Annotated in this window: 9 protein-coding genes, 1 pseudogene and 1 CRISPR repeat array; of the genes and pseudogenes, 7 read left to right on the top strand and 3 right to left on the bottom strand. The window is 57.8% G+C overall.

Annotated features, from left to right (window positions below; all coding sequences use genetic code 11):
* Nucleotides 1-979 precede the first annotated feature (979 nt).
* Both P2T37_RS15410 and P2T37_RS15405 read left to right on the top strand, forming a co-directional pair.
* Nucleotides 980-2,275 (top strand): hypothetical protein, encoded by a 1,296-nt coding sequence (locus P2T37_RS15410; RefSeq protein ID WP_276236275.1) that lies wholly within the window; start codon nt 980-982, stop codon nt 2,273-2,275.
* Nucleotides 2,276-2,339: 64 nt separating this feature from the next.
* Nucleotides 2,340-3,635: an HNH endonuclease gene (locus P2T37_RS15405; protein WP_382211931.1), complete on the top strand. Its 1,296-nt coding sequence runs from the start codon at nt 2,340-2,342 to the stop codon at nt 3,633-3,635.
* Between the two features lie 29 nt (nt 3,636-3,664).
* On the opposite strand, the gene P2T37_RS15400 is transcribed toward P2T37_RS15405, so the two are convergent.
* Complete coding sequence (locus tag P2T37_RS15400; protein ID WP_276236273.1) at nt 3,665-4,507, bottom strand: DNA adenine methylase; 843 nt, start codon at nt 4,505-4,507, stop codon at nt 3,665-3,667.
* A gap of 596 nt (nt 4,508-5,103) precedes the next feature.
* Here P2T37_RS15400 and P2T37_RS15395 point away from each other — a divergent pair.
* Nucleotides 5,104-7,738, top strand: a pseudogene (locus P2T37_RS15395) (DUF1156 domain-containing protein).
* Nucleotides 7,739-8,035: 297 nt separating this feature from the next.
* Nucleotides 8,036-9,447: direct repeats of the CRISPR family, unit length 30 nt; unit sequence GTTACAGACGCACCGTAGTGGGGTTGAAGC.
* 169 nt (nt 9,448-9,616) lie between these two features.
* Here P2T37_RS15395 and P2T37_RS15390 read toward each other — a convergent pair.
* Together P2T37_RS15390 and P2T37_RS15385 are read right to left on the bottom strand one after the other, a co-directional pair.
* On the bottom strand, nt 9,617-10,726 hold the full coding sequence (locus P2T37_RS15390) for a hypothetical protein (RefSeq protein ID WP_276236272.1): 1,110 nt from the start codon (nt 10,724-10,726) through the stop codon (nt 9,617-9,619).
* Between the two features lie 83 nt (nt 10,727-10,809).
* Entirely contained in the window at nt 10,810-12,624 is a 1,815-nt protein-coding gene (locus P2T37_RS15385; RefSeq protein WP_276236271.1) for a DEAD/DEAH box helicase, read from the bottom strand.
* A 94-nt stretch (nt 12,625-12,718) separates the two neighbouring features.
* On the opposite strand from P2T37_RS15385, the gene P2T37_RS15380 reads away from it, so the two are divergent.
* The 4 genes from P2T37_RS15380 to P2T37_RS15365 all read left to right on the top strand — a co-directional run bounded on the left by P2T37_RS15380 (nt 12,719) and on the right by P2T37_RS15365 (nt 22,386).
* Nucleotides 12,719-15,355 (top strand): DUF1156 domain-containing protein, encoded by a 2,637-nt coding sequence (locus P2T37_RS15380; RefSeq protein WP_276236324.1) that lies wholly within the window; start codon nt 12,719-12,721, stop codon nt 15,353-15,355.
* 355 nt (nt 15,356-15,710) lie between these two features.
* Nucleotides 15,711-18,593: a DUF499 domain-containing protein gene (locus P2T37_RS15375; RefSeq protein ID WP_276236270.1), complete on the top strand. Its 2,883-nt coding sequence runs from the start codon at nt 15,711-15,713 to the stop codon at nt 18,591-18,593.
* A gap of 147 nt (nt 18,594-18,740) precedes the next feature.
* Entirely contained in the window at nt 18,741-19,142 is a 402-nt protein-coding gene (locus P2T37_RS15370; protein WP_276236269.1) for a DUF8076 family protein, read from the top strand.
* A 1,246-nt stretch (nt 19,143-20,388) separates the two neighbouring features.
* Nucleotides 20,389-22,386: an AAA domain-containing protein gene (locus P2T37_RS15365; protein ID WP_276236268.1), complete on the top strand. Its 1,998-nt coding sequence runs from the start codon at nt 20,389-20,391 to the stop codon at nt 22,384-22,386.
* Nucleotides 22,387-22,421: the final 35 nt, after the last annotated feature.

Genomic DNA, 22,421 nt, shown 5'->3' with positions numbered 1-22,421 from the left:
GCCTGGTTCGTCACGAAACAGGAGATCGAGGCCGCAAAGACCGACGTGACCGAATTGGATGAGGCGTACGAACAGGTGAAGTCAAGCGTTCACGGTGCCGTCGACGCGTTCTACAAAACACCATGCCCTCACGCAGATGCAGATTCCGACAGTACACCTCATCCGATCCAAGGACGGACTTTGACGCTGGCGAGTTAGAAGCTGAAGACCATGGCCACTACGCGGACGTGATGTACAACTTTTGGGTGAAAGAGCTTGATTGCGTGAGTTGCGACGAGTCGGTGTCTCTGTTCAAAGACTATCGCGTCGCAAGCGGCCGCTACGATGAGTCGGATAAATACAACGTGTACTGCCCAGGCTGTGAGTCAGTCGTTTTAGTCGATGACTGGCGTGCCGATTGCACCTGTAATCGGTGTCATCATGAATGGTGTCCCGCCAACGGGAATGTCTCCGGCTCCGACTATGCATGCCCCGACTGTGGAGCGCGGTACTCGATCACTGATGCCATTAGCGAGCAAGGCGGCTTTGAGCTCAAGCAGTACGCAGTAGAGTACTATTGTACTGTCTGTGACGATCGCGGCGAACAGCGAGAGACGTACAAAGGGTACAAGAGCACGGGTACCGCCGACGAAAAGTTAGCCGACGTAGCAGCTACCGCCTGGGAAGCGGCAGACGATCTGGAGGCTTATGTCCCGGACCGGAGCATCCCAGAGGGCGCCATAACGCGGGAATCGGAGCTTAACGGTAATGATGTCTTCAATCACGGGTACACGGAGTGGCGGGATATGTTCAATTCACGCCAGTTACTGTGCCTCGGGCACCTGTTACGAGCAATCGAGTCGATTGAGGACCAAGCGATTCGTGAGCTGCTCTTGTTGGCGTTCTCGGACTCACTGATGTTCCAGAGCACGTTTACGATCTATAACCTCAGTGCAAACAAGATCGAGGGAACGTTTCGGATGAACTCCTTGTCCCCCAGATGGAGATCGTCGAGAACAATGTGTGGGGGACACGAGCTGGCCGAGGGACGTTCTCAAACACGTATGATAAACTTCGGAGTGGAGTCGCATACGCCCACGCACCCACGGAACGCTATATCAACGAGGATGGAGAAACGGTCGAATCAGAGCCGTTCGCCCAACCGATCGGCCAACATACATCGATTAGTCAGGGCGACATGCGGAGCTTAGATATCGAAAATGAGTACGACGCGGTCATCACGGACCCACCGTACTACGATAATATCGTCTATTCAGAGGTTGCTAATTACTTCTACGTCTGGCAACAGCTCCTTCTTGAGGATACATATGACTGCTTCAGGGGGGAGATGACACCGCGCACAGAATCGATCGTCACGAACCCATTTGAAGGGAAGACAGATGAGGACTTTGAGGCAGAGCTCGAGGAGGCGTTTACCGTTATCAAGCGAGCGCTGACCGAAGACGGCGTCCTCGCGTTTACGTACCATCACAGCGACTCCGAATCGTGGGGAGAGCTGCTTGAGTCGCTCTGCGAAGCTGGCTTTGAGGTGACGGCCTCGTATCCAATAGCGGCCGACGTGAACAAGTTCATCACGGGTGAGGCGGTCGAATTTGATATCATCATCGTTGCACGGCCTTCACAGGATCGTGAGCCGGTCTCGTGGCGAAATCTACGACGTCGAATTATCAAGACGACAAAAGAGACGCATATGCGGTTAGCTGATTCACAAGAGCTCTCCGAAGGCGACATCGGCGTGATTGAGATGGGGCGGGCGTTTCACGAATACTCCAAACACCACGGGGCAGTCCGCAGTGGCGATACCATCATGACGGCAAAGGAAGTCGTACAGGAGATCTACGGTATTCTCCAAGAGGCGTCAGATGTCGGTGAGCTTGATGTGTATCTTGATCTCTTGGCGATGTCTGACCCCTCCTACAGCGATCTCAACATGCTGAGTAAGGGCACGAAAGCCGATGCGGAGTCCATGCGGCGCATGAAATTGTACCGTATCGAGGATGGTCAGCTAATTCTCGGAACCTGGAACGATCCCCAACGGATCGCATACATCAGAACTCGATTGTCTGGGGACGACCCCGAATCAGTGTCGCCACTGGGGAAGGCACAGTTCCTCCGATATCAATACGAGGAGGGGAAAGCGCTCGGTGAGTGGCTTGACCGCTGGTCCGACACTGAGTCCCTCCGCGACATTTGCGAACAACTAGCCGACGCTACTGGGGATGAGACATTCAATCGACTGGTCGGGAGCGATAAGACATTCGACGAATACCAGTAACGCTCAGGGGGGTGTCGGCCTTATGCTATTAATTTAGTATGTCTGACCATCAGTTATCATATACATGCCAAGCCTTCCCAAAGCGGATCTTCACAAACGGATGCTGGGAGCAATTGCTGGATCAGTCAGTGACTGCAGCAATCCAGGCCGTCAGCCGCTCTCGTTTGTCCTTGCCCCTACGGGCCGAGCGTACCATGTCTATATGTTTACGCTCTCACAGTCGGATCCTACTGGGGAGCACCGTGATGAGGATGAGTATCGGATTGATATCAGGCTCCCGGAGCACGATAATGGGGACCGATCACCAGTAACTCCGACCCGCTCGGAAGAGTGGACTGTTGTGATTTGTGGATATGACCCTGAGACAGAGCTTTTCGTGTTGTGGGACGATGATCTGTACTCCGATGGATATGCATGGGTTCGCCACCTGCAGGTAGATCGCCAAGCTCTCGATGACGCTCTCGATGACGGATTGGGATTTCAAGAGCGGAACGGCGGCGACGGAGGCGAGCGAGTCATTGCTGCAACGAAGGAAAAGCTCAGTGACGCGCTTCACATGCGACATCGACTGGTAAATATCCGACAGTTGCTGAATGCCTACCTGCCGAACGACTGGCGTGATATCCCCTCACACCACACATCGGACGAGGTCTACTATCTCGAACTCATAGCTGAATACATCCTCGAGCGCACAGATCCCGATAGTTCGATGGCCGACCGGCGCTCAGAGGCCGAATCGAAGATTACCGCTATCGATGGCACACTGCTTGACCGGTGTGGTGTGAGCTCTAGCGATGAGTTTGACAACTTGTTTGAACGGATTGACGATGAGTGGCACGAAATTCCATCGGCTAAGGATATTGCCCAGGCTAAAGCAACCATCGAGGAGCAACTTGACGAGGAGCCTGAGTTAGAGGAGAGTACCTCCCCGCCATCCCCGACATTACGAGGGCCCGAAAGAGAAACAGAAACCGTTCAGCGAACAGCGCGTGACAGTGCGTTCTCCGGAATAGTTCGGGACGCATACGACTACCAGTGTGCGATCTGTGGCTCGGAACGCCGGTCGCCAAGCGGGAATCCGGAGGTTGAAGCGGCCCACATCTATCCGAAGCGCCTGAATGGCCGGGATGACGTTCGAAACGGGCTTGCGTTGTGTAAACTCCACCATTGGGCATTTGATACAGGCTGGCTTTCACTTACCGACGATCACGAGGTCCTTGTGCGCGATGCCCCCAATATCAATGGCTTTGCTGACTTCGAACCGTTGGCAACAACGAAAATTCAGTTACCAGAAGACCCCGCGGAACATCCACACGAGAGGTATCTGGAAGCACACCGGAAAATCCACGACTTTGGCTGACTCATCGCTCCCGACGTCGGGTCGAAGAGCTAACTGGAATCGACACCCGGGAGTGTCGTTTGGTCGGGAGTCCTAAACCGGGAAACGTTGTCAGGATCATAATTCATGATCAGCCGCTCGGTCGCATCGTTGCTCCGAGTCGTGTTGTCATGTTGCTTATTCATGAATTGGGCTCGACCTTTCTCGATGATCCAGTAGTCCTTGAGGCGAGACGGGACCCGTTGATATGAGACTGCCCACCTGCCGTCCAGCGATTCAAGCGCATCCACAAACCGATCATGGTCAAATTCGCCATGCCGGTACAGGGCATCACCTTCGTCCATATACGGTGGATCCGCATAGAAGAACGTATCCTCGCTGTCATACTGTTCCATTACATCAGCGTAGTCCAGGTTCTCGATCTGAACATTGTGAAAGCGTTCAGCGAACTCGTGCAGCTTATCTGTCGCATTCCGAAGCTTCCTCGCTTTGTTTCGTTGTGAAGCGGACGCAAATCCGGACTTCGTCCGGTATTTAGCCGCATACTGAGAGTATCGTAGGTAAAAGAATCGCCCTGCCCGTTCAATCGGATCATCAGGCCGCTCACCGTTGTAGAATTCCTTCGACCATTCTTCGTGTTGGTCGCGAGCGTAGGGAGTCATATCCAACCATTCTACGAGCTCGTCCTTGTGGTCACGAAGCACGCCGAAAAACTGGACAAGGTCCCCATCGCGATCGTTGTATATCTCAGTGTGGCTGGGCTGCTTCGTTAGCAACACTGACGCTCCGCCTCCGAAGACTTCGACATAGCACTGATGCGCAGGGAAATGCTCGATGATCCAGGGGGCGAGATATGACTTCCCACCAGGATACGGGAAAATAGATGTCGTCATACCCGGTTATTCAGATCCCCTCGTATAACTCTTTTTGAGATATGGCTAAGACCGCGAGAGGACTCCGAGGGCCACCTGGTGGTCAGCAATCGGACACCTCTACTAGTTCTATGAGCGAGGCGCACAGAAAGCAGTGGATGGTATGTCCCCCATCCAGAGGGAGCACCGGCCGAAGTCAGCTAATGACTTGGCCTGATTAGCGGGCTATACAGACGGTAATACGCAGTGGAGCATTGAGAACGTTTGGGTCACGCTTGAACCGATAGTGGGCCAGGATAGTGTTCCAATGCCCCGCCACAACTACTTGGTACTTGATCGTCAATTGGGACCCGCAGAGAAACGCCCCCTACAACTGCGACCGACTGTTGCACGGCAGGTAATTTCTTAGAGTCGACATTACATGGCCTCGCTCGCCTCGGCGGAACAAAGCTTGATTTCGATCTTGTAACCCGCAGCGAGCGCACAAGCGCCCCTCCGTTCAATTACTGCTTTCTCTTCCTCACTGTGGAGAGTGACAGCACCCCACGAATAGGGCTCCTATCTGCAGCTGTGTCACACATTTATACCACCAGCCGGCTTCGGTGTGTCCAATTACAATGTCGCAGGAGCCGACGGGCCGACGCGAGCTGCCCATCGAACGGGGGTTCCCGATCGAGCGCGTTAACGAAATCGCGCAAAAAGAAGGCCGTGCAAAGCAACATTACCGGCCCATATACACTATGCACAAGTGGTGGGCTCGTCGGGCCGGCTCGATCTTCCGTGCAATCACACTCTACTCACTTCTGGATGATCCGGACACTGTAGATATCCACGAGCCAGGTGCGAACGGGTCTCTTGCTGAGTACGCCAATGACACTGCAGAGCTGGAACAGCTCCTCGCAGATGTCGATCTCACAAACCCAGAAAGCCTCTGGTCGCTCTACGCGAAAGATGTCCGAGTCGGTGACAAACGTGTTCTCGACCCCTTCATGGGTGGCGGGACATCGCTCGTTGAAGCGTCCCGTTTCAGCGCCGATGTGACAGGATACGATCTCAACCCCGTCGCGTGGTTTGTGACAAAGAAGGAGCTGGAGGCTGGTGCGACTGACCCCGAGACGCTGCAAGCAGCCTACGAAACTGTCGAAGCCGATGTCGCGGACGAGATCTCACAGTACTACCGAACCTCGTGTCCGAACGGCGACCACGACGCGGACATCATGTACACCTTCTGGGTGAAAGAGCTCGACTGCGTCTCATGCGGTCACACAGTCCCATTGTTCAAAGACTACCGGGTCGCGAAGGGTCGCTATGAAAACGGTGACAAATACAATGTACTTTGCCCCGACTGCGAGTCAGTCGTTCTCGTTGACGATTGGCAGAATGAGTCGACGTGTGATACGTGTGGGTTCAATTTTACTCCGAAGAACGGCACCGTAGCCCGAGGGAAAGTACGCCTGTAGTGACTGCGGACAGTCGTACAAGATCACGGAGGCAATCCAAGAACAGGACGGATACGAGCTTCGTCAATACGCAATCGAGTATCACTGCCCGACGTGTGACGATGGAGCCCACGACCGGAGTGAAGTCAAGGGCTACAAAGCTGCCGAGCCAGCTGATGAGGAGCTCTTCGCCGAGGCTCGAAGTGAATTCTCTGGAAACGAGGCGCTCAAAGAGTACGTACCCGATGAAGAGCTCCCGCCCGGGCATATGCTCTCGGAGCGGAATCCCGTCTTCGACCACGGGTACAGCTCGTGGACCGACATGTACAACGAGCGCCAGCTCCTGTCGCTGGCGAAGCTCCTCCGCTCAATTGACGAGATAGAGGATCCGAACGCACGCGAGTACCTCCTTCTTGCTTTCAGCGACTTCCAGCGAACTAACAGCATGATGTGCTCGTACCAGCCATCGCGCAACCACTCGAATCACATCTTCAAGACAAACTCGTTCGATCCGCCGAACCAGCCGAGCGAAGGGAATGTCTGGGGCGCCAAGTACGGCATGGGCACCTTCGAATCGGCTTGGGAGATGGTGATGTCCGGCGTCGAGTACGCAAATGCGCCCACGGATCGCCACATGGTAGATGATTCAATGGAGGAGACGCCACCCTTCAGCCAACCTATTGGCCAAAACGCGACCGTCCACCAGGGCGACATGCGACTGATCGGTGACGAGGACCGCTATGACGCCGTTATCACGGACCCTCCGTACTACGACAATATCATCTACTCCGAGCTGGCCGACTACTTCTACGTCTGGCTGAAGCTCCTCCTCGAAGACGAGTACGAGGGGTTCGACGAGCAGAGTACCCCTCGAGCAGAGTCTATCGTCGCGAATCCGTATCTCGGCAAAGGGTCCGAAGAATTCGAATCCGAGCTCCACGAGGCCTTCACGGCGATCCGAACGGCCATCAAGGAGGACGGTGTCCTCACATTCACGTACCACCACAGTGACTCCGAATCGTGGGGAGAGCTCCTCACGTCACTCTGTGACGCCGACTTCGAAGTCACCGCCACCTATCCGATCAGCTCGGATATTCACAAATTCATCGGCGGCGAAGCGGTCGAATTCGATATCATCATCGTCGCACGGCCGGCCGGCGATCGCGAGCCTGTCTCGTGGCGAAACCTCCGCCGGCGCATCATCCAAACGACCAAGCAAACCCACGCCCGTCTCACCGAAAATCGAGATCTCAATCGAGGAGACATTGGCGTGATCGAGATGGGGCGCGCGTTCAGCGAGTACTCGAAACACCACGGAAACGTCCGTCGTGGTGACGGGATCATGGACGCGAAGGATGTCGTTGATGAGATCTATGGCATCCTCCAGGAGGCCAGCGATGTCGGCGAGCTGGACGTGTACATCGATCTCCTCTCGACAGCCAGCCCTTCGTACAGCGATCTGAACATGCTGTCCCAGGGGACGAGCGCCGACCCCGACCGTATGCGGGACATGCACCTCTATGAGATCGAGGATGGTGACTTCACGCTCCTCAACTGGACCGATGATGACAGAATTGCGTACATCGAGGCTCGCGTCAACGGCGATGATGCAGAGCATCTCACGGCATTGGACAAAGCGCACTACCTCCGCTACAAGTTCGAACGCGGTCAATCGACGGAGAACTATCTCAATAAGTGGGGGATCAGTGACGGTCTCCGTGATATGTGTGAGTCACTCGCTGATGCGACAGGTGATGAGACCTATCGTCGCCTCCTCGGCGGCGACTCCTCACTGACCGAGTACGGAGCCTAACGGGATGCCGATGGGGGCCTGACGGCCAGGAGCCTCCGTTTCAACGAGGGTGAGGTGTTGCTTCGTGGGTCGGAAACGGGTCCGACTGATGGGCAATACAGGAGGCACACTTTGGGCCGACTCCGTTCCGGATGGGCGGGTACTACGCGATGCCATGGATTGTGGGACAGCCCTGGTTTTTGAGTCACGATGGTTGCTCAATTCTCAACCCCCGGGGTAAACCCAGAATTGGGGGTCGAGAGAAAGTTGATGTGGGAGGCGTCGGTATGAAGGCCTGTGTCCCCTGAATTGGACATGGTTACAGACGCACCGTAGTGGGGTTGAAGAATCGCGACCTTCGGTCAGGACACCGACCGCGAGGTCGTTACAGACGCACCGTAGTGGGGTTGAAGAGGCTCGCTGCCGCGCGCCGTGTTCGCGCTCATCTCGTTACAGACGCACCGTAGTGGGGTTGAAGACCTGTTCGCGGAAGGGGATGGGAGGGTCGCACCGGGTTACAGACGCACCGTAGTGGGGTTGAAGAGACCCGACGCCGGTCGAGAACGACCTGACCGTCGCCGGTTACAGACGCACCGTAGTGGGGTTGAAGAAATCACTCGCCGCCGCGCAACCCGTTCGACCTGTGTTACAGACGCACCGTAGTGGGGTTGAAGAAGCGCTCCGACTATGGTAATCGCCGAGGCGAGCGCGTTACAGACGCACCGTAGTGGGGTTGAAGAACAGACACCGAATGGGACACACCGATCGAAACCTGGTTACAGACGCACCGTAGTGGGGTTGAAGAGCGAACAGCCTCTCGGTTGGGGTCATGGCGGGCGTGTTACAGACGCACCGTAGTGGGGTTGAAGAGGCATCTACGCGAACGGCAACGACCAGCTCGCCATCCGTTACAGACGCACCGTAGTGGGGTTGAAGAGCACCATGGAAAGGAGCGAGTCGGGGCTTCGACTTTGTTACAGACGCACCGTAGTGGGGTTGAAGACGTCTACCTCTGAAACCGTCACCATCGACGGCGCGGTTACAGACGCACCGTAGTGGGGTTGAAGCGTCGAGGGGCCGAAGCTTCGGATAGAGGGGCCGAACGTTACAGACGCACCGTAGTGGGGTTGAAGCTTCGAGGTCCAGACGCACGCCGAGCTTCGGGAAGCGAGTTACAGACGCACCGTAGTGGGGTTGAAGCGTGATTAACAACAACAGTGCCGAATCCGTTTGCAGTGTTACAGACGCACCGTAGTGGGGTTGAAGCATGGACGTGGCGCTGATGAAGAAGAGAGCGCGCTGTTACAGACGCACCGTAGTGGGGTTGAAGCACGTTCATAATAGCAGGGTTCAGGCCGGGCCGGGCGACGTTACAGACGCACCGTAGTGGGGTTGAAGCTCCCGCTCGCGGTGGCGGTCATCCTGCACCACGAGGAGGTTACAGACGCACCGTAGTGGGGTTGAAGCGCATCGTCGGCCTCCACGAAGCGGCCGAGTCCGACGTTACAGACGCACCGTAGTGGGGTTGAAGCGATAATCCGAACACGTCAAATCCGCCGACGCGGCCCAGTTACAGACGCACCGTAGTGGGGTTGAAGCTCGTAGGTGTGACTTTCGCGCGGGTGGCCGGCACGTTACAGACGCACCGTAGTGGGGTTGAAGCGTCGTACTGAACCCGGAGGTGGCCGGGCTGTGAGCGCGTTACAGACGCACCGTGGTGGGGTTGAAGCCACCCCGGAGCGATGCTCTGGAAGCGCGCGAGCGGCGTTACAGACGCGCCGAGATCGGTTGAAGTTCGAAGCCGGTTGCCGCACCGGTTTCTGTGTCTGAGTGGTATAGATGCACCTGTACAGGTGTGACAAGCACCATCGTGTTCGTAGCCACTACGAACGAATGCCCCTAACACCCACAATCCAGCCCGCGCAGCTCCCCCTCAACGATCCTCGCCCCACCCGCACCAAGGGTCTCTCCACACCGCCCACACGACGGTGCCTCGAAGAACGCTGCCTCGTGTCCGTAGATCTGCGAAACTACACACGTTTCCGCCCCATCGGTCACCGTCAGCTCGAGATCGCCCTTCTGGTACGGGATCACGAGCGACGCGACGATCGTATACTCGGCGTTGATTCGGTGCCGGTTCCGGATTTTCTGTTGATACGCCGGGAATCCATCTCGTCGAGCCTCCTCGAGTTCAGTTAGCTCTGCAACCACATCGGAACGCTCCTCCTGGCGAGTTTCCTGATCGTCCAACAGCTCTAACCGCTCGGCTCGCTCTGTTGCCGCCTCTAGTGCCGATCGAATTGAGGCAAGCTCTTCGTCAAGCCGTTCGCGTTCCTTGCGAAGCGTCTCGAGTCGCTCTGCTTGCACCTCCAGATACTCCTCGAATTCAACACCTGCAGCGTTCCCGGCTTGCTCTTGGATCTCGTCAACCGTTGCTTCAGTCACTGCATGCGCCCGCTCGTGAGCGGCTGCAAACACCTCCGCATCAACAGTTGTCGGCTCCGATTCGGTTACGCCCGGATGTGCGGGCGACTGTGTGACCACATCCCCCACCTCGGCCAGCAACGGCAACGGCTCCCCTGTGTCAGCATCCACTCCAACACTCACCAGGAAGTCCCGCTCGAATTCACTGACCGTCTCGATCGACACTTCGACCAGACACCAGACGCCCTGTTTCGTGAAGTACGGTGAAAACTTCCGATCCACTACCGACAGCGAGGAGGCGTCGATCCACTCAGGCACTGGCTCATCGAGCACTGATTCAGAGAGCGGTATCGCACACGGCGGCCCAGCGCCAACCGAGTCTAACAGCGCCCCTGCAAGGGTCGATTCGGGTGTGCAGTCGTATTGGTTCGGCCCTGTAGGTTCCTCCTCTCCTGGCGTTAGCCACAGCTCGATCTCGCCCGTAGCGGCAGCAAGCCGCTCTGCGAGTGGCGCCGGCAGCGACTCACCAGCCCCGCGAACCGTCCATGTAGGCTCCCCCTCGACAAGCTCGACATCGGCGCCCACACACACCGCACGCAATACCTGCTTCACATGCGTGGGCGAGCGCTCAAGCGCGCGGTCTCCATCGACAGTCGCTTGTCGTGGACTCACTCGTGATCACCCAACCGTGTTTGAGCCCCTGCTACCCCACCCGCCGGCATATCACGATCCGCACCCAGATCGAACCCCGCAAACACGCCATCGTTGAATTCGGCCATTTTCGAGGCAAGCTCCTGTTGTTCGCTCAGATCGACGGCCATTGCGTCGAAGTCGTTCTCTAATTCGATCTGCGACCCAGCATCGAGGAGCCGCTCGAAGATTGCGTCCTCGAAGCTCTGGCCGGATTGCTCAAGCCCCGAAAGGATCGTACTGAGCTCGCCCACCGTCTGTTGGAACAGATCGATCTTGCTGTACAGTCGCTCAAGTACGTACTCTTCGATCGTCCCTTCAAGCGCCATATTGAACACGTAGACGTCGCGATCCTGGCCGATCCGATGAATTCGCCCAATTCGCTGTTCGACCTTCATCGGGTTCCACGGCAGATCGTAGTTCACCATAATATTGCAAAACTGGAGGTTTCGGCCCTCGTTCATGGCGTCCGTCGAGACGAGAATGCCACCCTCGCGCTCGAAATCCGCGACGATCGTCTCCTTTTCCGCGCTTGAATGGCCACCGTGGAACGCGTGTGTGGTGTAGCCAGCGTCTGCGAGCCCCGCAAGCAGTGTGGCCTGCGTGGCCCGGAATTGGGTAAAGACGATCACACGCCCCTTGTCGACCGTCTCACGGGCCTGGTCGATGATATCGGTGAGGCGCTGTTGTTTCGTGTTTGTCTCGATCGCATCGATCGCATCCAGAATCGACCGGAGATCGTCACGTGAGTCGAGATGCTCCTGGTCATGGAGCTGCTTTTGAATAGTTCCACGAAGCGCCGCCGGACTGCTAACCACCTCCTTCTGGAGGAGCATCAACACGAGCTTCTGCCCCTGATCCTGGCTATACGCACCCGTCACGTACTCCGTTACAAGCTCGTATAGTTCGCGCTCGGCCGGGGTCGGCGGAAACGTACGCGTGTCGATATGGCGATCGGTGAAGTCGATATCTGTCTCCGCGCGACGGTTTCGGATCATCACCTGCCCGAGCCGTCGCTGAAGCTCCTCAGTGTTGACCAGCGTGTCATTCGTGTCGACGAAGTAGTTGTGGAAGACGTCTCGTGTGCCGAACAGCCCCGGGCGCAGCAACGAGATGATATTGTACAGATCCGTCAGCTCGTTTTGGATCGGTGTCGCCGTGAGGAAAAACGCATACCGATAGCGCAGCTGGTCGATCAGTGAGTACCGCTCCGTCTCCTCGTTTTTCACGTAGTGGGCCTCATCCAACACAAGGACGTCCCAGTCGCGCGCAAGCACGGTCTCTCGGTGGCGATCGCTTTTCGCCGTGTCGATCGACGCGATCACGTGATCATGGGTGGCGAAGTCCACAAACTCATCGTCGTAATTGCAGACATACTCGAGTCCAAATTTCTCCGACAGCTCACCTTGCCATTGCTTGGCCAGCTGTGCGGGGGTCAGGATCAACACCGATCCGGAGGTGTCCCGGTGGTGCATCTCTTTGAGGATCATCCCGACTTCGATCGTCTTCCCCAGGCCAACCTCATCGGCTAGCAAGGCAGTGCCGTTCATCTCAAACAGCGCTCGATATGCCGCATTCACCTGGTGTTCGAGGAGCTTGACATCTGTCCGATCGAGCTGGTCGAGCGCTTGGAGCGCCGTGTCCGACTCACCGGCCGCGACCCTCCGGGCAAACGCGGCGAGGACACCGTCCGATGACGCTCCCTCTTCGGATTCGGTGAGCGACTCCGCGATATGGTCGGTCCGCTCGACCGTCACGAATCGTGAGTCATCGCCCGCGCCCGACTCTGGCATACCAAGCGTGAGTTAGCCAACCGACATAACGATTCGTCTCGGGCCGGGCGTCAAAGCCCGGTACAGTTTAACGGGATAGCGTCCACATGCGGATATCACCTATGTCGCCCCCGATGATTCTGCGTCTGGCCGGCGACCGCTCGAACGCGGCTTTCCCATCGAGCGTATCTCTGCGATAGCTGAGCGGGAGCGACGCGCAAAGCGCCACTACCGGCCGATCTACACGATGCACAAATGGTGGGCCCGCCGCCTCGGCAGTGTCGGACGGGCGATCTCCCTGTACGGACTCATCACCGATGCGGACGCGACCACAATCCACGGCGAGGGGAGGCAGATAACGCTTGACGGCCCCGATGAGTCGGCGCTGGCCGGCGCGATCGATGCCGTCTCTGCGACTGATCCCGACGCCCTGTGGCCCTGGTACACCAGCGACATCACGATCGACGATGTCCGCGTCTACGACCCATTCATGGGCGGTGGCACGTTCCTCACCGAAGCCGCACGCTTTGGCGCGGATGTGATCGGCACCGATCTCAATCCCGTCGCGTGGTTTGTCACGAAGACGCAATTGGGCGCAAGCAGCGTCGAGCTCGACGCGTTCGATGCGGCCTTCGAGTCGGTCACAGCCGAGGTGGCCGAGGAGCTGACCAACCATTATCAGACACCCTGCCCCCACGCCAGTGACGACCACACGGCTGATGTCATGCATGCGCTGTGGGTGAAAGAGTTAGACTGTGTCTCGTGTGGTGACACAGTCCCCCTCTTTTCGGATCGCCGCGTCGCGAACGGTCGGTACGACCACAAGGGCGAGTATCTGGTCCACTGCCCGGACTGTGAGGCGCTTGTCTACACTGATGACTGGGAGGCCGAAACCACCTGCACGGACTGTGAGACGACGTTCGACCCGTCGGCGGGGACCGTTGGAGGCGGCGAGTACGCCTGCCGTCACTGCGGCCAACGGTACCCCGTGACCGATGCGGTCGCCGAGCAGGGCGGCTACAGCCAGCGTCTCTACGCGATCGAGTACTACTGTCCGACGTGTGATGGCGATCGCGACTCCCCCGCGAAAGGGTACAAGGCCGCCTCAGACGCCGATCGCGAGCGCTACGAGACAGCCGCCGACGAGTGGGCCGCCAGCGATGAGCTTCGTGAGTATGTACCAGATGACCCGATTCCCGAAGGAGCGATCACGGCCGCATCATCGATCTCCGGCAACGATCTGTTCCAACACGGGTACACAGCGTGGACGGACTGCTACAACGACCGGCAGCTCCTCGCGCTTGCCACGCTGCTTCGCGCGATCGACGACGTCGAGGAGCCGCTCATCCAGGAGTATCTCTTGCTCGCCTTTTCTGATATGCTCCGATTCAACACGATGCTCGTCGGCTACCAGGCCTCTAAGAACCACATCAACGATCTGTTCCAGACGAACACGTTCGACCCCGTCACTCGTCCAGCCGAGGCCAATCCGTGGGGGACTGATTACGGGATGGGCACGTTCCGAAAATCGGTCCAGATGGTTCGCGATGGCATCGAGTACGCGCATGCCCCCACGGATCGGTACCTGACACCAGAGGGCGATACTGCAACCGCGAGGTTCACCACGCCCATCAAGACCGATAGTGAGCTCCACCAAGCCGATATGCGAGATGTCGAGCTCTCGGAACCGGTGGATCTGATCATCACGGACCCGCCTTACTACGACCAGCTCCTGTATGCGGATCTCGCCGACTACTTCTACGTCTGGCAACGGCAGCTCCTGGGCGATCGCTACGAGGCGTTTGCGCCGGCGCTGACCCCACGCACGGGTAGCATCGTCGAGAATCCGTTCACAGAGCAATGCGCATCCGACTTTGAAGCCGATCTCGCCGAGGCCTTCGCGACGATGGAGCGCCAGCTCGCCGATGATGGCCTCCTCGCCTTCACGTATCGCTACACCGACGCGGCAGCGTGGGGTACACTGGTTGACACCGTCTGTGATGCGGGGTTCACGATCGAGCAGCTGTACCCCCTGTCGGTGAACGTGCCGAGCTTCACGGACGCGAGTGATGCTGAATTCGATGTGCTTGTCGTTGCTGTCCCGAGAGTCGAGCAACCGACCCCGACCAGCTGGCGAGCCCTTCGTCGCGAGATGCATCGAGACGTCGGCGAGCTTCGAGAAACGCTCGAGCGCGAACGCTCACTCTCCCAGGGTGAGCGGGGCGTCCTAGAACTTGGTGCGTGTCTGCGCCGCTACAGCGAGCATGCAGGCCGGATCGAACAGGACGGCGAGCCTATGGATGCCAGGGCAGTTGTCGAGGCCATGTTTACGCTGATCGAAGACGCCGGTGAGCTCACCGCAACGGACATCTTCCTCGATCTACTCGACGACATGCCCGACGACATCGCCGCCGTTCATGACAGCATCCGGGGGACAAACGTCGACATGGACACGCTCCAACAGCGTCGCCTCATCATCGAGTCACCTGAGGGCCCCCAGCTCGGTACGTGGGATGCGCCCGCCCGCATCCGCTATGTCGACCACTGTGTCGCGAACGAGACGAACGTGACCCCGCTCGTGAAGCTGCAGTTCCTACGGCGGCGCTTCGAGCGTGGCGAGTCACTCCAGCCCCAGCTCGATGCGTGGCGCGACGATGAGGGCCTCCAAGCGCTCGCCAGTCGCCTGGCAGATGCCACTGGCGACGAAACATACCGGCGGTTGCTTGCAGAGCGAGACACCACTGATCTGTGAGCTAATCGCCAGAGGGATCGTTTCATGCACCAGCTGACCGCCATGTTTATCCGAGCACCCGCCCGGGTTCACACAATTACATGGCAAACGCGGATTCGCTGACGCAAACCCTCGCTGACACTGTCACACTCAGCGAGGAGCTCCGGGAGGAGGGCCGCATTGATGGCCAGGTCAAACTCTATAATATCGACGACGAGGACGAATTTGAGGCGGATGCGGATACCTTCTTCAAGCGGACGGTCACGACCCAGGGTCTACAGGAGACGCTCTCGATCCTTCGTGATTCACTCAACGGCGATGACCCGCGAAAGGCGCACGTACTCTACGGGCCGTACGGTTCGGGAAGTCCCACCAGATGGTGGCGCTGTATCACTGCTTTGCCGCACCACGCGTCGCCGGCGAGTGGGCCGCCGATAAAGGAAACGTCGACGGGCTCCAGGCGGCGCTCCCCGAGGATGCGACGGCGATCACCGTCGCGATGCAGTACGAGAACAACGACTATGACTACCTGTGGGAGCCATTCTTCGAAGGCCTCGATGCCGACCCCGGTGACTTCGATACCGGCGGCTACCCGGACATCAAGACCATCCAGGAGGCCGTTGGCGATCGGACGGTCGCGTTCATCATCGACGAGCTCGAAGACTGGTTTGACACCCTGGACAAAGACCTAGAGTCCGCAAACCGGGGGTTCCTCCAGGCCCTCATGGAGGCGACAGCGATCGAGTCGCTCGATCTGTTCACCATTGCCTCGGTGCTTCGCCGCGGCTCCAAAGTCCATGATATCCTCAATCGGGAGGATGCAGTCCAGGTGAACATGGACAGTAAGGTGAGCAAGGAAGATGTCCTCCTCCACCGCTTGATCGACGGGGTCGAGGAAGGGCCCGCGAGCGACATCATCGACGGCTATCTCGAGGCGTACCACCGCTCGGATTACGTCGACGATGAGGCCGTCACGCGCGACGAGATGCTGGAGCTGTACCCGTTCCATCCGGCGCTCATCGAGACGCTCGAGTCGCGGTACTATGCCGGCGATGAGAACCAAAACACTCGCGGGATGATCTATCTGTTCTCGACGCTGCTCTTGGAGCTGCAGGACCAGACGGATCTCATCACTCACGGCGATATCGACGCCGAGCAGTTCGAAGACGAGCTCATCAAAATCGACTTCGCCCGCCCGACCGCCTGTGTCAACGATATCAAGCGGCTGGATGCGAGTATCGACTTCGGCCGGCGGATCCTGAACACGATCCTCCTCTACTCGCTCAACGACAGCCAGGGTGAGGGCGCGGACGTGTCCGAGATCGTCATGGGGACCTACCAGACGAACAACCGGATCTCGGATATCTACATCCAGCTTGAGCAGATCCACGGTGTCGCCTGGCACCTCCACAAGCTGAACGGCAAGTATGCGATTCGTGATAAGCGGAACCCGAACGCGCTGATTCGCAATGCAGCCAGCGATGTCTCCGAACGGGCCGCCAAAGGCGAAATCGCGGATATGGTCAGCGAGCTCTTCGGGCCGCATTCCTACACCGTCGGCTTCCGCCCGGATGAGCTCTCGAAGATTCCCGACACCAACCAGGTGAAGGTGATTATCCACAGTGAGGAGTGGACGCCGGAACGCGTCCGTGCGGTTATCACAAACGACGGCCGTGGGCGTTCCTGGCGTAACACGTTCATCTTCGTCCAACCGAACGAAGGCGATGCGATCGAATCGGGCACCCGCTACATCGACAAGGCGCGCTACGTTGAGGGTGCTCGCCAGGTGCTCGCCGACCAGGGCCTCGATGATGGGATCCGAGCCCGGATCAAGAACATGAAAGAGCAAGAAGAGCAGGAGCTCCGCAAGGAGCTTCGGCTCGCGTACGGAGACGTCATCGATGGCGATGACTTGCTGAATGAATTCGAGATGGCGACGCCGATGCAGCTGGACGTGTTTGTTCTTGACGAGGATAAGGACGAGTACAGCGCCAAGACGCTCATCGACGAGGCCGCGGCCGACCCGTTCGATCTCGAGTCACACATCTGGCCGATCGCAGAAGATCTGCTTGAACGCAAGGGCGAGACGACAATCCAGGCTATCTACGAGGAGTTCCTCACCAAGCCAGCGCTCCCGATCCCCGGCGGCACTGGCGATGTCCTCGATGCCGCGAAGAACGGCGGCCTCGTTGACAAGCCCATTTTGCTCCACACGCCGACAGACGGCTTTAGCACCGATCTCGATCAGCTGACGCCCCAGACGAAGCTCGTGCTTGAGGCCGACATCGATGTCTGGGAGATCGACGATGTGATCGATGACATCCGCGGGCAGTTTTCCGCCGGGACAACGGAGCTCGCGATCGGCGACTACTACAACACACTCACCTCGAAGACCCAAGTCCGGATCGAGGGCGACGAAAAGGATCTGTTGTTCATGGCGATCGGCCGGCTGACGAACGACGACGGCTACGTGATCGCCAGGGGGGCAGAGCTCCTCGATGAACCCCAGCTGGACGGTACCGTTCGGGATGTCTCGCGTGCCACACAGATCGGCCCGTCGGCAGTGGCCGAGCGGCTGCGTGAGGCGATCGACGACACTGGGGAAGCGTCAGTAGAGGCCGTTCTTCGAGCGATCCGTGGCGACACGAGCGTGTATCTCCCCGCCGAGGACACAGAGCAAGCAGTCACGGAGGCCGTGATGACGCTCCTCAGCGAGCAGCATCTCCTCCGCACGGAGAACGGCTATGTCGACTCCCTCGGCGATCGGGATGTGTTCGAGATGACGATCGTGCCGAGTGTTTCCGGCGCGATCGCAGCCGAGATCGACGATTACATCGGCTCGCTTGACTCGGACACCAATTTCACCATCGACGACTTGCACACCCGTTTTGGCAGCTCCGCTCCCGAGGCTGCGATCAAGACGTATCTGCTACAGCATCTCGGGACCGACAGCGACCCGGCGTATGTCATCGCGAACAACGGGTCGACGGATCCCGGCCAGTGGATGCCCGGTTATCCGTTTAGCACGCCCAAGTCCGACGAGGAGCTCATCTGGGAATTCCACTACAACGGGGGCTCGGCGGCCGATCTCCGCGACAAGTGGAACCGAGAACAGGACGAGGGATCGGTCAACCACGCGACGATCGAATTCACCCTCCCCGAGGATGGGGCCTGCCGGCCGAGCTCCAGGACACGGCCACGGTGGAACATACGACGATCGAGCTCGCACTTGAGGCGAACCAACCCGCGGCCGAGCTGACAGCGTTTTTCGAAGGGCTCAGTGACGACGCCCACAGTATCATCGTCGACGCTGAATTCACGAAAGAGTAGTCGCCCACCGTCCCCACATCGCCACTCGCCACCGGTACCTTCATTCGAGCCCCCACAGATATTCTAATCAATCATCATGCCGAAACGCGGCCAGATCCCGGGCGTCTACAATATCGTCGAACGGGAGCAGTATGAGACGTTTCCGACGCAGTTTCCTGTGGATGCGTTTGTCGAGCTCCTCGAGGACGATGATCTCCCCACGCAGGTGACGGTCGTCAATCTTGAATCCGCTTTTACGCGACCGGACTTCATCACGGAGCTTCGGCGCACGATGGATCGCAAGGGCGATGATCTCGAACACGCTGACTCACCGATCATCCAGTTTGCCGTCGAGGCAGACATCCACCGCAGCGATCGCGGCAACGAGTACGATCTCTGGGTCGATGGCACCCCTATCCCCTTCGCGATGTGTTCGGACGACAGGTGGAAGCCCAAGCAGATGACCACAGCTGGCTCACGAGTCCGTTTTAGCCGCTAGCCGAGTCAACCGATAGTCATCCTGAAGAGTCGTAATCCTCAGATATACCGGATCATCACTGATGGATCGTCACGGTAGCGTCGTTCAACGACCAGGTTGATTCCAAGGAGAATCCAGACGGCAGGGAGGGCAACAGTCCTGATCACTTGAGCAAGATGGATGCTGATGGGGAAAGAACGGGGGAAATTGACTCATAGACTGCTACTGTTCGAGGGCGCGCTAATCGTAGTGGACAAATCGTACCTTCCGGGTCGTCGCTGGTCACCTCTTCGCCGGATGCGGCTGTGGCGTCGTCAACACCAGCTGTCGTCCGTCATCTGTATGGGATCACGAGAGGAGGAAGCGTAGCCCCATATTCGTCAACTTGCCAAGATTGATTAGCTAAACTAGGTGTTTTTGAGGCAACAAAATCGTGTAACGGCAGATATACTTATGATGTCATCTCGCTTCGGGCGGCCATGGGTGATCGGAAAAAGCGGTATCCAAGCTTCGGGATTGGGGAGTCGATGCCGGGGACTGTCGGCGACTCGCAGGGCACGCATCATGATCGGCAAGATGGCGCGAGCTTCAACCCGGAAGACGACATTGAAATCCCGTTGTCGAAGGGTGAACGCCGAGCCCAACACGAACGAAGGGTAGAACGTAATCGGAGACAAAGGCAGGGGAAGGCTGACTCCCCAAATCAAAGCAAGCAGCCACCGGGCAAATCGAAACAATCGGGGAAGCAACAAGGCCGGAACAGGCGGGACAATCGGCACATGGGTGAGGCAGATGGCAAGCGAATGCGCTCCGCACGAGAGTATGGCGACAGTTGGCCAGCGGACCGGCAGCGTCGGTTCCTGCGGGAGCATGGTGTCACCGCAGCGGAAATGGGATGGACACTCACTGAATGACGGCACGGAGCGCATTCTCACACCTCGGAGGAAGCCAAGGTGGCTGCCAGTACCGATTTGGGACAATTTCGATATAAACGATGGGACAAAACATATTCACCAACTGGTCACGGAAAGGCAGCAATCTACTATCTATCCAGTATAACGAAGGACAAAAGCAGTCCGAGCGTATCGACGTCAGGCGGGCTTGCGAGGCCGCAGTCAGCTTCTATCAAATCAAGTGGAAACATTCGATGTATGTTGTACCACTCTTTCACGCGAAACGGCCAAAGCTCACGTCGGATTTTGTCGTATATAAGCCAAGTACCAATCAGGTAGGCTTTCAAGACAACAAATTTGGCTCTCTCCGACGTGTGCAGGCGCACAAGCTCACTAACGCATCGTTCGCCCCCCGATTGAAGTGGTGGTTACCAGAGCATGCAGAAGAGCTTGGGATGGTTCCTCCAGAAGACCTTCCCCCCACACAGATTCCTGCCAAAGATCCACTAAGCAACGCTGACGCTGCGAAGCTGTTCACCGAGATGGAGACGCTTGTCCGACAGGACAGAGCTGCAGCCGAGCAAACAAATCGGGAAATATTCAGTGAGCTCGGCCTGGAGGCCGCAATTGACGCAGATGCCGTCATTGGCCCGCTCATTCCGATGGGCACTGAACCATACAAACAACAGCGTGCCTACAAGTTTACCTATACTGGAGCCGGTGAAGGCTCTGAGGACGATCCCTGGGAAGACAAGAGATCGAAGATTCATGACGAGGGGATGGGGATCTACTCGGGGAGTTACTACTTAGCAGCAAGTCCGCAGAGTCACCATCAGTGCCCCGTGGATATGGAGGCAGTCTACGCGCGGGATTCAGAGGTGTGGCTTGTCTCCCGAACGGACTCGATCCCAGCCGATTCTGCCGTCGATACCGCGCTCACGAATACTAACAACGACGTATGGCTTCACGAGCTCCTCAATCCGCTCCCGTTTGACCGGCAACTAAAGGCGTTGAGTAGGGTTAAACGCAAGAAGCGAAAGCGATCGCTCCTGTGCGGGCACCGTCCGGTTGACTACGAGCGAGCAGTATCACATAGCAACGAGTCACCCTTCGAATTGAACGAGTCACAGGCAGATGCAGTCCTCTGGGCTCGGGCTGCCCGGGATTGCATGCTCATTCATGGACCACCGGGGACGGGCAAGACTCGCACGCTCACAGCCGTCATTGTGGAGGCAATCGCTGAAGGAAACCGCGTTCTCGTTACAGCGCATACGAACCAAGCGGTTGACAACCTGCTCGTTGGAGATAGTAGCATCGACGAGCCCGCACCCGGGACTCTCCATGCTCTGGCCCGCGAGCCGGATTCACCACTCACAATCGCCCGAGTAGGAGAGAATTCGCGGAACGAGGTGGTTATTCGGGACTACCAGGGGCAGTCAGTGAAGAAATCAAATATTGTCGCCGCGACCACCAGTGGAGCCGCAGAATTCGACACCGACATGTTCGACATCGGGATCATTGATGAGGCGACCCAAGCGAGTCGAGCATCCGCAGCCATCGTGTTCAACGCAGCAACAAAGTTAGTGCTCGCTGGGGATCACAAACAGCTCCCACCGTTTTCAGGGAGCGACAACCCACTTACCGACCCGGTTCGCCCTTCACTATTTGAAGCCCTCGTTGACCGGTATGGGTCTACAATCACGAAGATGCTCACGACCCAATACCGGATGCATGAGTACATCGCAGCATTCCCGAACGAGGCGTTCTACGATGGTCGACTAACAACCGCCGACAGGAATCGAACGTGGACAGTCGGAACGTTAGCTCCACTCATCGGCTTGAACATTAAGGGAGAAGAACAGTCGACCGCCTCTGGTCACTCATACCTGAACACCGCGGAAGCAAAGGCTGCAGTCGATCAAGTACGCCTTCTTGCCATTGAAGGCGCAGCAATGAACGAGATCGGGGTCATTGCAGCTTACAGCGGCCAAGTGACTGAGATCCGTCGGCAACTACAGCGGTCCGGCATTCCTGATGTCTACGATGTCACAGTCGAAACCGTGGATGCATTCCAAGGGAGTCAACGTGACGCAATCATTCTCTCACTCACCAGAAGTAACTCCGCAAACAACAGTGGCTTCCTGACCGTTCCTGATGTCGGCCCCCGGCGGTTGAACGTAGCGCTCACTCGCGCGCGCAAGCGATTAGTCGTGATCGGTGACTTCGAAACCCTGGGGACTCTGGCCGAAAACCGTACTGCAGACGAAAGTTGTGCCGCGCTGTACGCCGATTTGGCTGACCACATTCGAGCTCAAGGTCGAATGAAGGATATAGACGCCCGCAGCGACAGTGCGAAAGGAATCGGCGTGTAGCCGGCTCGGTATTTGCCGAGGAGACCCGATATTTG

The organism is Halosegnis marinus (assembly GCF_029338355.1).
GTDB lineage: Archaea > Halobacteriota > Halobacteria > Halobacteriales > Haloarculaceae > Halosegnis > Halosegnis marinus.
The sequence above is the reverse complement of the archived record's forward strand: the minus strand, read 5'-3'. Positions and strand labels throughout refer to the sequence as shown.

Coding starts and splice junctions, on each gene's coding strand:
- P2T37_RS15410 (WP_276236275.1), top strand. CDS start 980: ATGGAGATCGTCGAGAACAATGTGTGGGGGACACGAGCTGGCCGAGGG.
- P2T37_RS15370 (WP_276236269.1), top strand. CDS start 18,741: ATGCCGAAACGCGGCCAGATCCCGGGCGTCTACAATATCGTCGAACGG.
- P2T37_RS15375 (WP_276236270.1), top strand. CDS start 15,711: ATGGTGGCGCTGTATCACTGCTTTGCCGCACCACGCGTCGCCGGCGAG.
- P2T37_RS15400 (WP_276236273.1), bottom strand. CDS start 4,507: ATGACGACATCTATTTTCCCGTATCCTGGTGGGAAGTCATATCTCGCC.
- P2T37_RS15405 (WP_382211931.1), top strand. CDS start 2,340: ATGCCAAGCCTTCCCAAAGCGGATCTTCACAAACGGATGCTGGGAGCA.
- P2T37_RS15385 (WP_276236271.1), bottom strand. CDS start 12,624: ATGCCAGAGTCGGGCGCGGGCGATGACTCACGATTCGTGACGGTCGAG.